Source organism: Blastomonas sp. UPD001 (genome assembly GCF_003426715.1).
In the GTDB taxonomy this organism is placed as follows: domain Bacteria; phylum Pseudomonadota; class Alphaproteobacteria; order Sphingomonadales; family Sphingomonadaceae; genus Blastomonas.
Genome location: NZ_QKVT01000001.1, coordinates 1,049,280 through 1,061,204 on the forward strand (window position 1 = coordinate 1,049,280; position 11,925 = coordinate 1,061,204).

Below are 11,925 nucleotides of genomic sequence, written 5' to 3' on the forward strand. Positions count from 1 at the left end.
CCAGCGCCCGCAGGGCACTGAGCCCGGTTCAGGGCTGGAAGGTCAGCGACCCGCGCCGTTCGAGGAAGCGCCAGCCTTGGGCGGTGGCGACGAAACGGTCGAGGAACGATCCGACCAGCGGCGCTCCGCTGCCGGTGAACAGCAGGATCGCGCTTTCACCCCTGGCATGCTCCGCGTCCTCGACGTCGATCACCACATTGCTGCAGAAATGCCGCGTGGTGCGCGGCGGACGCGCCTTGAATGCGGCGAGAATGGCCTCGTGCCCCCGAATCTCGGCATCGGGCGCGGTGGGGCGCGTCATCAGCCCGTCGGGATGATAGAGCGCGACCACATCCTCCCAGCGATGCGCATCGTTGAGGTTGGCATAAAGCGCGACCAGCCGCGCGCATTCCCATTCGATCGCCTGCCGCTCCGCCGGGGTCACAGCCGCGCCGCCGCGATATCCGCGCCCTCGCGCATCGCCTTGAGCTTCTTCGCCGTGACCAGCGGGTCGATCTTGCCATAGCCTGCGAACGTGCCGAAGCCGCAATCGGTGCTGGCGATCACCCGGTCCGCGCCGACGATCCCGACGAAGCGCTCGAGCCGCTGCGCGATCAGCTCGGGATGCTCGACATAGTTCGAGCAGGTGTCGATGACGCCGGGCGCCAGCACCTTGTCCTCGGGGATGGCGGCATCGCGCCACACGGTCCATTCGTGCTCGTGCCGGGGGTTGGCGCCTTCGAACAGCACCGTGCCCGGCCGCGCCGAGAGCACGATATCGACCACCCGCTCAAGCGGGATGTCGTGATCGTGCGGGCCTTCGTAATTGCCCCAGCAGATGTGCATCCGCATCCGTTCGGGCGGGATGTTCGCGGTCGCGGCATTGAGCGCCTCGACATTGGCCGCGGCGACCTTGAGGAAGTCCGCCTCGCTCAGGTCCTGATAGCCGGTATGGCGCGACATCGCGAGATCGGGGCAGTCGAGCTGCAGGTCGAACCCGGCGGCGACGATGGTCTCGTATTCCTCGCGCATCGCATCGGCCAGATCGGCGAGATAGGCCTCGTGGCTGGGATAATGGCGGTTGACCTGGAACGCGGTGATGAGCCCGGGCGAGGCGGCATTCATGAACCCGCGCGCACCCTCGCCATGCGCGTCCATCGCGGCGCGGAAGCGGCGGATGTCGTCGTGCAGCGGCTCAAGCGTGACCAGCTTGACCGGCCCGATGCACGAGGCGCGCACGAATTCCTGGCTGCCCATGATCGCCGACAGCTTCTTTGCCAGACCGGGCACCTCGGCAAGGTCGGCGGCGGGCTTGCGGTCGATATGCCCGCCAAAGCCCGACAGGCGCTCGATCATGTAGGTGGAATAGCCGACCTTGCCCATCTCGCCGTCGCTGACGATGTCGACTCCGCAGTCGCGCTGGAAGGCGACCGAGCGGTTCACTGCATCGGACACGGCACGGTCGAATTCCGCCGCGTCAAAAGGCTTGCCAGCATCGCGCGCGAGCAGCAGCTCGGTGAGCTCGGGGCCGCGCGGCATCGACCCCACATGTGTTGTCGCGATAACGGCCATGCATTTCCTCTCCTGATCGTTCGGGCCCCGGGTTGCGGGGCCTGGATGCGCCTTGCTCTGGCACAGCTTGCCCGCGCTTCCAAGCATTAATGGATCCAATAATGCTTGTGGCGGGGGCTGCTCCGCGCCGAGCGAGCAAGGGTCTTCATTCTGCGCGCAGCGTGTCACGGCGCCGTTTTGGTCGTCCGATCGGTCGGCCCATGCTTCGGGCAATGGGCCACGGGCGGAGCTTGCGACAGATCGGCGAGGTGGCCTTGCGGGCGCGCGCTTGGCGCGGAATCGACATGCCCTGCGGCCACCGAGCGCTGCCCGACGGGCACGGCGAGGCGCTGGGCTGCGCGATCACAGATGGGTTCCGGGCGATGCAGCGCGTCCTGCACGCGCTGCGCCGCCTTGCGGTCAGTCGAGCCCGAAACTGGTATCGATGATCCGCGCGGCGAGCGGGTCGCCGCTGCCATCGGTTTCCTTCGCAATCACCCCATCGACCGGGGCGGAAAGGCAATAGACCATCTCGCTTCCGGCCAGCTTGCGCTCCGCCTCGCCGCCGAGCATCCGCGGCACGATCTGCATGAGCAGCTTGGTGCCGAAGCCCTCGGGATTGGGCGCTGCCTCGCCAGCCGCGCCGGGCAGGCCGCGCTCGTTCCAGACAAAGGTGAAGCGACCATCGTCGACGCTCCAGCGCACGGCGACGTCGACCTGATCCGAGGCGCCCAGACCGTATTTCTGCGTGTTCGTCGCCAGTTCGTACAGCGCGAGGCTGAGCTGCTGCGCCGCCACCGGGTCGACTGCCAGCGCCGGACCCGAAACCGAGATGCGCGGCCCATAGGTGCTCCTCAGCACCTCCAGCCCGCTGTTCACCAGCTGACCCAGCTCTGCCGAGGACCGGTCGCTGCGCGCGATCGCGCGGGTGGTATCGGCGAGCGCGCGAACCCGCCCCAGAAACGCCTCCAGAAATTCGCTCGTCCGCTCGGTCCCGCGCGCCGATTGCGTGGCCAGCGAATGCACCACCGCAAGCAGGTTGCCGCTGCGATGCACCGCCTCGCGCGCCTGTACCGCCAGCGCGGCGGTCGCGCGTTCGAGCTCGCGCGTGCGCTCCTGCACCTGCCGGTCGAGCGAGGCGAGCGTCGCCTTGTGTGCGGCGATCTCCTCGCTCAGCGTCTGGTTGACCGCCGCCAGCGATGCGGGCGAGGGCAGGCGGATGATGTCGGGGATCAGCCGGAACAAGACCACCGCCGTGGTCATCGACACGATGCCGGTGGCCAGCTTGACCCAACCGGTCCAGGGATAGATCGGAAACCACAGGGTCACGATGCCCAGCAAATGGGTGAGCCCGCACAGCAGGATGAACGAGGCGAACAGCGCCACCAGCCCGCCATGCGGCACCTCGGTGCGCTTGCGCAGCACGCGCAGCAGCGCGATGGGGATCGCGGTATAGGACAGGAAGATCAGCAGGTCCGATCCCGCCCAGAGCAGCACCAGCCACGGCTCCCACAACAGGCACATGCCGTGCGGCATGTAGCCGCCATAATCCATGGTATGATCCATCCGGCCCGCTCCTGCCTCAATCGAATCAACGCGATAGGCAGCCGCTCACCGCCCGCATCAACCTGTGATGCATAAGCGAACATTCTGCGTCCGAACAGCAAATCCGCTGGTCGGTTCGTCCGCCGCGACCCCGCCTGCCTTGCACGCTGACCGCATGGTGCGATCCGGATGTCCACTGGTCCGAAACAAGGTCGTGACTGCACGAGAGGCGATTTTTGCAGCACTTCATCTTCAGATTGGGGGCAATCGCAAGTGTTTGGCCAGGCAATGCGCCGGAGCGATAGTTTCATTTTACAATTCGTGCCGCAAGCGCGAGCAACGGGACGCCACTTTAGGGCTTCGCGAGGCGAATTGTGAAATTTTGGGGCGACTGCGACTTGATCAAACAGAAGCCCGCATACGGCTTGCTGCGCTATTGAAGTATCTTAACATTTTGCTAACGTTGGCATAACTGAGATTGAAATTGGCCCGCGCGACTCGGCGCGTCCACCAAGTCGAGGGGGCAGTATGGCGTCAGGTCTTTTGGCGCGCGCAAACAGGCAAGTGGCTGAAGTGGCTGCTGTTTTTTGTGCCGAGCGAGCATTTTCTACCCCCTCAATCAACCGCCCGATCGATCCTGCGACGCATCACGGGCTGGCAGGGCCCTAAGGACTGCATCCTTCGCTGGCTGATTCAAACCGGGTCGCAACTGGTTGCAAGTCTGAGATTGAGGGGAATTTATGCAGTCGATCCGGAACCGCGGCGCAAGCCGCGCGGAGCGTCGTGATCGCGCCATGCCGCGTCGCCACGGGTTGTTCAGCACCACTGCACTGATCCCCGCGATTGCGGCGCTGGCAGGCGGCGCGATGATGGTTGCGCCTGGCAAGGCGCAGGCGCAGACCGTGGTGACATCGGGCGCGGTTGCCAACGGCTTTGGCGACAACACCCTCTGTCTCGATCCCGCGCGCGACCTTTGTCCGATCGATCTGGGCGCGAATGACGACACTGCGCCGGTAACAGTCACCAGCTTCGCAACCGCGAATGCCGGCCGCTCGCTGCTGATCGGTGGCGGCGACAATGTCCCACTGTTTGTGCCCCCCAATGGGGATGGCGATTATGTCTTCAACGGTGTTTCGAACGCGGATGGAATCGTTCTGAGCAAGCCGGTCACGATTTTTCAGGCCATCGGCGCAAGCTCTTTTCAGGACGGCGCGATTACCGAAACGGGCGGCGCCCGGGCGATCCGCAAGACTGGCGACGCAACGCTCTTCCTCACTTGTGGCGGCCCCTGCCAGACCAATACCTATTCCGGCGGGACATTCGTGGACGCGGGAGTGCTCGCCTGGAACAGGGATAATGCGTTCGGTGCTGCTGGCACCTCGGTCACGATCGCGAACGGGGCTGGCGTCCGCTTTACCGCCAATTCCTTTTCCTCCGATCGTCCGTTCAATCTGACCGGCGGGACGGCGCTGCTCCTCGTCGACACGAACATCACCGGACAATTGACCGGGCTGATCTCGGGAGCGGGCGGGCTAAACAAGCTCGGCCTTGGGACCCTGGTCCTGACCGGCAACAGCAACAGCTATCAGGGCGGGACCTCGGTAACTCAGGGTACCCTGCAGGTTTCGAGCGATGGCAATCTGGGGGCTGCATCCGGGGGCGTGACGTTCAATGGCGGCACCCTCTCCACGACCACTTCGTTTGGCACGAACCGCACGGTCACGTTGGTGAGCGGTGCCGGAGGCATCGCCCCCGGAGCGGGCACCGCGCTGACCCTGAACGGTTCGGTCACCGGTGTGGGCACGTTGAACCATATCGGCGCAGGCACCCTGGTACTGGCGGGGACCACCAACTATTCCGGCGGCACGTTCATCAACGGCGGCACGCTGGAAGTGCGCGATGGCAGTTCGCTGAGCACCGGCAATGTCGCCAACGATGGCGCGCTGCTGTTCAACTATGCCAACCCGGTGACCATCGCCAATATCATCGGTGGCGCTGGAACGCTGACCAAGACCGGTGCGGGCACGCTCACGCTTGCCGCTTCCAGCAACTATACCGGCGTGACGACGGTCAGCCAGGGAGTGCTTGCCATCAGCAATCCCGCCGCGCTCGGCACCTCTGCGGGTGGCACCACGGTGGCGAGCGGCGGCACGCTCCACCTCATGGGTACTGCGACCGTTGAACCGGTGACGCTCAATGGCGGCGGGCTGACCTTCCAGGGCGCGAACAATTCGATCAACGGGCTCACCCTGGGCGCAAACAGCACCATTTCCAGCATCGATACCACCAATGGCGTTCAGATGAACGTCAATGGCACCATTTCGCTGGGCAGCAATACGCTGACAGTGGATGGGCGCGGCCGGGTTTCGCTGAATGGCAACATCAGCGGCACGGGCGGCCTGACGGTCAGCAAGTCCATCTTTACCGCGCTGGACCTGAGCGGGAACAACAATTTTTCCGGCGAATTGAGGATCAACACCGGCTCGGTTCTGCTGAATGGCGGGTCGGCGATCGGTGACACCGCGCCAGTCTACATCAATTCCGGTGGCGATCTGCTGGTCAACGCCAGCGAGACCATCGGCTCTCTCGCGGGTGACTTTGTCGGCGCGCTGGTGCGCAGGTCGGTTGCGGGCAATGCCGTCCTGACGATCGGCGGCAACAACACTTCCACGCTGTATGCCGGATTGATCACCCATAATCAGGGCTTCGGCGCTCTCGGCATCACCAAGATCGGCAGCGGCACGCTGACCCTGACCGGCAACAACGACTATCAGGGCGATACCACGATCTCTGCCGGCACGCTGAAGATCGGGAATAACGGGACAACGGGCTTCTTCGGTGTCGGCAATATCATCCTGAATGGCGGAACGCTGTCGATCAGCCGCAGCAACTTCATGGGTATCGGCAATATCATCTCGGGTTCCGGTACCGTGGAAATCGACGGGGATGGGGTCATCCAGCTGTCGGGTTCCAGCACCTATATGGGGCAGACCTTCATCCGCAAGGGCTCGGTGATCATCGAAAACAACAACTCGCTGGGCTCTGCGACCAGCGGGACATCCGTTGCCGCCGGTGCCACCCTTGCGTTGCAGGCCGGGATTTCGGGGCTCAACGACACCCTGGTCCTGGCCGGTACCGGGGTAGGCGGCGCGGGTGCGCTGCGCAATCTGTCGAGCAACAATACCCATCTGAACACGATCTTCTTCACCGGCGACACGCTCATCACATCCGATGCTGGACAGCTAGATCTTGCAGGACCGCTACAGGGATCGGTGATCTCCAGCGTGACTTTCGGCGGTGCCGGTACGGTCTCGTTGCGCGGCCAGATCCTCGGCGGCCTTTCCGGGCTGACCAAGACCGGCAGCGGCACGCTGATCCTGGGAACGGGCTTCAGCCCATCGAGCTACAGCGCCGGGCTCAATCTGGCCCAGGGCACGCTCTCCGTGCAGACCAATCTGGGTGCGGGCTTCGGCACGATCCGCACCACAGGCTCGGTGATCGACTATCTGGGCGGCGTGACCAGCGCCGCGCCTGTCGAGGTGAATTCGAACACCACGCAGCTTCAGGTCCTGTCCGGCACGGCCACCTTGTCGGGGATCATTTCCGAACTCAACGGGCCGCGCCCGATCGAGAAGATCGGTGCAGGGCAGCTGAACCTCACCGCGGCGAACAGCTATACCGGCGCGACCACGATCACGGCGGGCACATTGTCGATCGGCAATGGCGGAACGACAGGATCGATCGCCAGCAACTCGATCATCAACAACGCCGCGCTGGTCTTCAAGATGATCCGCCTGTTGTCCATGCCACCGGCCCTGCCCGGCAAAGCTGACAACTGCCTGACGGCGCGCGCCTAGGGAGCGAAATCGAGGATCAGCGATCGCCGATCGGGATCGGTGCGCAGGCACCCGCCATGCACCTGCATGATGCGCTGGACGATGGCGAGCCCCAGCCCGGCGCCATGCGGGCTGGCATGATCGGCGCGCCTGGTGCGCTGTACCAGCGCGGCCAGCTGCTCTGCCGACAGCCCCGTACCGCCATCGGCGACGCGCACCGACGCGCTGCCATCGAGCACCACCCGGACCGTCCCGGCGGGCGGAGTCACCCGCACCGCATTGTCGATCAGGTTGCGCAGCGCCGCGCCAATCGCCTCGCGCCGCCCGCGAACGTGGGGCACCGGCGCTTCGCAGAGCAGCTCGATCATCCGCCCCTCGGCAATCACCATCGGCGCAATGCGCGCGATCACGTCGCCGGCAAGCTCGGCCAGATCGATATCGTCGGTCGCGATCGCCGCGGCTTCCTGCGCGTCCATCTGCGCGAGCAGCATCAGCTGGTCGATCAGCCGCCGCATCGCCGCGACATCGCCCTTGAGCCGCGCCGCCTGCTCCCCTTCCATCCCGTCGAGCTCGAGCATCATCGCCGCCAGCGGCGTGCGCAGCTCGTGCGCGACATCGGCGGCAAAGGCCTCCTGCTGCGCCGCAGACTGCTCGAGCCGTCCGAGCAGCGTGTTGACCGCGGTGGTGAAGGGCAGAATCTCGGCGGGCAGATTTGCATCGTCGATGCGGATGTTGCGGTCCTGGTCCGACACTGCGTTCAATCGCTCGGTCGCATCGGCGAGCGGCTGCAGCGCGCGGCGCATCACGAAATGGATCGCCAGCATCATCGGTATGGCGAGCGCCAGCACTGGCAGCACGACATGCTCGGCCATCTCGCGCAGCGCCGCGCGCAGCGCATCGGGCGCGGACATCGCGGCAAAGCTGCTCCAGTATTCGAGCAGCACCGCCGCGAGCAGCAGGAAGGTCCCGCCCGACACGACGATGGCAAGCCCGCGCGCCAGCGAGCGGAAGATCGAGGGTGTGTGGCGCTCCATCATCCGCTCCGCAGCATATAGCCGACGCCGCGCACCGTGTGCAGCTGCCCGGCCAGCCCCGCCTCTTCCAGCTTGCGACGCAGGCGTGAGACGATCGCCTCGACCGCATTGGGCGTCACCGGTTCGTTGAAGCTGTACAGCGCGTTCTCGATCGCCTCACGCACCACCACGCTGCCCAGCCTCCGCATCAACAGCTCGAGCAGATCGGCCTCGCGCCGCGACAGGTCGATGACCCGATCCTCGATCCGCGCCTCGCGCGTCACCGGGTCGAAGCGCAGGGCGCCGCTCTCCAGCAGGTTCATCGCGCGCGGCCCCGGGCGGCGGAGCAGCGCGCGCACGCGCGCCGCCAGCTCCTCGATATCGACCGGCTTGACCAGATAATCGTCGGCCCCGGCATCCAGACCGGCAATCCGGTCCTCCAGCCCGCCCCGCGCGGTGAGCATCAGCGCCGGGATCAGCTGGCGCAGCGATCGCTGCTGCTGCAACCAGGCAAGGCCGTCGCCATCGGGCAGCCCGAGATCGAGGATGATCGCATCGAACGCAGCGCTGGCGAGCGATTCCTCCGCCGTCGCCAGGTCGGGCGCGGTATCGCAGATGAACCCGCGCCGCCCCAGCCCCTCGGCGATCAGGCCTGCCAGCCGGCCATTGTCCTCGACGATCAGCAGGCGCAAGGCACGGCTCCCCTCTCAATCCCCGTCATCGGCCTGCCCGGTATGGTGGTGCGCCAATATCCGGTGTTCGCCATGTTCGGCCCCTTCGCGCGATCCGGGCAGGAAGGCATCGCGATCATAGCGGGTGATGCCGAACACCGACAGGCCGACAATCGCGAGCGCGGCAATATTGGCCAGCGCACGGCGCGAGCGGGGTTCGCGGCTTGGGATCGCGCCCAGCGCGGGCTTGCGCCCGGTGACCATCGCCCGCGCCAGATTGTCATGCGTCAGCACCGACATCACCACCACGCCGACCACATGCACGACGATCAGCCCGAGCAGTCCGAAGGCCAGCGCCTCGTGCCATTCCTCGTCGCCGCCGCCCATGGTCATGCCGATGCCGGTCCAGGTCACCGCCGCAGTGCCCGCGAGCAGCGCCAGCACGGCAAGCCCGCCCAGCGGGTTGTGTCCGATCGATCGCTGCACCCTGCCCGCGATCAGCGCGCGCACATGCGGCACCACCGCGCCGGGCCTGACGAAATCGGCGAAGCGCGCGTGCGCATTGCCGATAAAGCCCCAGCACAGCCGGAAGATGATCAGCACCGCGACCACCCATCCCGCGACCATATGCCAGGTGCCAAGCGGGCTGCCCTCTTCGGACGAGACGAACGCCAGCGCGATCGCGCCGACCAGCGACCAGTGGAACAGCCGCGTCGGCGCATCCCAGACGGAAAGGGTCGCAGCCACGGATTGAGTCGAATTTGCCATCACAGCCTCCTATGCAAACGGTATGGCAGCGACAGCTGACGACAGCCTGACGGAGACGCAATGAACCCCCTGTATCGCGACATGCCGACCACGATCTTCGAGGCGATGTCGATGCGCGCGCGCGAGACCGGCGCGATCAATCTGGGCCAGGGCTTTCCCGATGGCCCGATCAACTCGGCGGTGATCGCCGCAGCCTGCGATGCGCTCCACCACCGGTCGAACCAGTATCCGCCGATGATCGGCCTGCCCGAGCTGCGCGAGGCGGTGGCGGGCTGGTACGCGCGGCGCCAAGGGCTCGATCTGGCCGCAGACGAGGTGGTCGTCACCTCGGGCGCGACCGAGGCCATCGCCGCCGCCTTGCTCGCGCTGATCGTGCCGGGCGACGAGGTGCTGCTGTTCCAGCCGCTCTACGATGCCTATCTGCCGCTGGTCCAGCGCGCGGGCGGCATCGCGCGCATCGTCGACATGGACCGGTCGACCTGGCGCATCGACCCTGCCAGCCTGGCAGCCGCCATCGGCCCGCGCACGAAGCTGCTGGTGCTCAACGATCCGATGAACCCGATGGGCACCTGCGCGCATCCTGACGATCTGGCGTTGCTCGCGCAGGCCTGCGTGGAGCACGATCTGATCGCGATCTGCGACGAGGTGTGGGAGGCGCTGGTTTATGACGGCGCGCAGCACCGGTCGCTGATGCAGCAGCCCGGCATGCGCGAACGCACGGTCAAGATCGGGTCTGCCGGCAAGATCTTCGGGCTGACCGGGTGGAAGCTCGGCTGGATGTGCGCCGCCCCGCCGATCGCGCGCGTGCTCGCCAAGGCGCACCAGTTCCTCACCTTCACCAGCCCGCCGCACCTGCAATGGGCGGTCGCCGAGGGGCTGAACAGCCAGGATGACTGGATCGCGTTGGCGCGCGCCGAGCATCAGGTGAGCCGCGACCTTTTCTGCGCGGGCCTGCACGCCATCGGCCTTGCGACGATCCCGTCGGCCGCCACCTATTTCGTCACGGTCGATCTCGCCGCATCCGAGGTGCCGCTCGGCGATGTCGCATTCTGCGAGGCGATCATCGGCCGGGCCGGCGTCGCCGCGATCCCGATCTCGGCCTTCTACGCCGAGCGCGCCCCCACCCACCTCGTCCGCTTCTGCTTCGCCAAGCACCGCACGACGCTGGAGGCCGCGCTCGACGGCCTGGCCCGCGCGCTGCCGACGCTGCGCTGAACGGGTGAAATCGTTGAAAATGGTCGGGGAGACAGGATTCGAACCTGCGACCCTCTGCTCCCAAAGCAGATGCGCTACCAGGCTGCGCTACTCCCCGATCCGGCCAGGTGGTACCCGGTTCCTGGTGGTCTCGTACCGGACGGACTGGTGGGCCCGGAGGGACTCGAACCCCCGACCTAGCCGTTATGAGCGGCCAGCTCTAACCAACTGAGCTACAGGCCCGTCCCGGCTGTGCCAGAGGCGCGGTTAGCCCAGCGCAGGGCTGCATGGCAAGCGCGAAAAGCGCATGACCTGCCTTGCGGCGCGTCAGACTCCGCCTTCAGCGCACGATATTGGCGTCGATGTCCGCGATGCTGGTCGGCTTGACCCCGCGCTGCGCGAGATAGGACAGCACATGGTGCCACCAGTCGTAGAACGCGGTGACGTCCTCGTCCCTGCGGACATAGGGGGTGTAGCCGGCCTTGAGCGAGGGCGAGTGGAACGAGAAATTGAGGATCGGCAATCCGTCGTCGAGCGCGATGTCGATGCCGCGCACCACCTCGTCGATCGAGATGCCTTCGGGCGTCAGCGAAATGCGCTCGAGCAGGCGCCCGCGCGCCATCAGCGACTTGGTGACGCCGGCCATCTGCGCGAGCGGGAAGAACGTGCCCTGGCGCCGCAGCAGCCCCCAATAGACCGAGGTCACCGGCAGCTCGACAATGCCGAGCTTCCGGTCGAGCCAATAGGGTTCGAGCGGATAATGCGAGAAATCGGGTCCCTCGGCCTTGCTGTAATCGAAATTGGCGCGCACCGAGGTATCGAAGCGCACCCCCGCCTCGCGCAGCAGGTTGAGCGTCTCGCCGCCGATGCTATAGCGCCCGGCGCGATAGGCGATCGGCTGCTTGCCGGTCGCTTCGGTAATCGCATCGCGCAGCGCGATGAACTTGGCGCGCTCGAGTTCCTTGGGCAGGTTGCCGGCATAGGTGTTGCGCTGGGTCACCTCTTCCTCGAACGGCGGGTTGACCCAGGGGTGCAGCTGGATGCCGACCTCGGCGCGCCCCTCGCGCACCAGCCGGCCATAGATGTCCTTGCCCCGCGGGTCGGAAATGATCGGCCAGTCGACGAGATACAAAGGCGTTACGCCATAATCCTCGCACAATTTCTGGAAATCGGTGATCGCCTCGACGGCTTCGAGCGAATAGCCTTCGCGCTTGATCGGCCGGGTCCAGTCGAACTCTTCCTCGACATCGACCGTCACCAGATAGCGCTGGCCGAAATCGGCCGAAAAGCGGACAAAATCATCCTTGCCCGGCAATCTTGCAAAGGTCATTCGCTCATGTCTCGCAGCGTCGCAAAGGATCGGCTTGG

At 65.8% G+C, this 11,925-nt stretch carries 9 protein-coding genes and 2 tRNA genes; 2 read left to right on the forward strand and 9 right to left on the reverse strand.

Annotated features, from left to right (window positions below; translation table 11 throughout):
* Positions 1-28: 28 nt before the first annotated feature.
* The 3 genes from DM995_RS22115 to DM995_RS05170 form a co-directional block, all read right to left on the reverse strand.
* Positions 29-424, reverse strand: coding sequence for a nuclear transport factor 2 family protein (locus DM995_RS22115; RefSeq protein ID WP_232824076.1), 396 nt, complete (start codon positions 422-424; stop codon positions 29-31).
* Positions 421-1,551, reverse strand: a complete 1,131-nt coding sequence (locus DM995_RS22120) for a cobalamin-independent methionine synthase II family protein (protein ID WP_286164929.1) — start codon at positions 1,549-1,551, stop codon at positions 421-423. Before DM995_RS22120 ends, DM995_RS22115 begins: the two co-directional genes overlap by 4 nt.
* A gap of 399 nt (positions 1,552-1,950) precedes the next feature.
* Positions 1,951-3,096 (reverse strand): sensor histidine kinase, encoded by a 1,146-nt coding sequence (locus DM995_RS05170; protein ID WP_116968711.1) that lies wholly within the window; start codon positions 3,094-3,096, stop codon positions 1,951-1,953.
* Positions 3,097-3,869: 773 nt separating this feature from the next.
* Here DM995_RS05170 and DM995_RS05175 point away from each other — a divergent pair.
* Positions 3,870-6,932 carry an autotransporter-associated beta strand repeat-containing protein gene (locus tag DM995_RS05175; RefSeq protein ID WP_198669260.1) on the forward strand — a complete coding sequence of 1,021 codons (3,063 nt, stop codon included), beginning with the start codon at positions 3,870-3,872 and terminating at the stop codon, positions 6,930-6,932.
* Here DM995_RS05175 and DM995_RS05180 read toward each other — a convergent pair.
* Genes DM995_RS05180 through DM995_RS05190 form a run of 3 tightly spaced genes read right to left on the reverse strand, consistent with a single transcriptional unit; the run spans position 6,929 to position 9,363 of the window.
* Positions 6,929-7,945: a sensor histidine kinase gene (locus DM995_RS05180; protein WP_116968713.1), complete on the reverse strand. Its 1,017-nt coding sequence runs from the start codon at positions 7,943-7,945 to the stop codon at positions 6,929-6,931. The two genes, DM995_RS05175 and DM995_RS05180, sit on opposite strands and share 4 nt — an antisense overlap.
* The gene (locus DM995_RS05185; protein ID WP_116968714.1) at positions 7,945-8,616 is read right to left on the reverse strand and encodes a response regulator transcription factor; all 672 of its coding nucleotides are present in this window, start codon (positions 8,614-8,616) and stop codon (positions 7,945-7,947) included. Before DM995_RS05185 ends, DM995_RS05180 begins: the two co-directional genes overlap by 1 nt.
* 15 nt (positions 8,617-8,631) lie before the next feature.
* Positions 8,632-9,363 carry a cytochrome b/b6 domain-containing protein gene (locus tag DM995_RS05190; RefSeq protein WP_116968715.1) on the reverse strand — a complete coding sequence of 244 codons (732 nt, stop codon included), beginning with the start codon at positions 9,361-9,363 and terminating at the stop codon, positions 8,632-8,634.
* Between the two features lie 60 nt (positions 9,364-9,423).
* Between DM995_RS05190 and DM995_RS05195 the strand changes: the two genes are divergently transcribed.
* Positions 9,424-10,578, forward strand: a complete 1,155-nt coding sequence (locus tag DM995_RS05195) for an aminotransferase (protein WP_116968716.1) — start codon at positions 9,424-9,426, stop codon at positions 10,576-10,578.
* 20 nt (positions 10,579-10,598) lie between these two features.
* Here the strand turns inward: DM995_RS05195 and DM995_RS05200 are convergent.
* The 3 genes from DM995_RS05200 to DM995_RS05210 form a co-directional block, all read right to left on the reverse strand.
* Positions 10,599-10,675 (reverse strand) — tRNA-Pro (locus DM995_RS05200).
* Positions 10,676-10,723: 48 nt separating this feature from the next.
* A tRNA-Ile gene (locus DM995_RS05205) sits at positions 10,724-10,800 on the reverse strand.
* A 97-nt stretch (positions 10,801-10,897) separates the two neighbouring features.
* Positions 10,898-11,887: a polysaccharide deacetylase family protein gene (locus DM995_RS05210; protein WP_116968717.1), complete on the reverse strand. Its 990-nt coding sequence runs from the start codon at positions 11,885-11,887 to the stop codon at positions 10,898-10,900.
* Positions 11,888-11,925: the final 38 nt, after the last annotated feature.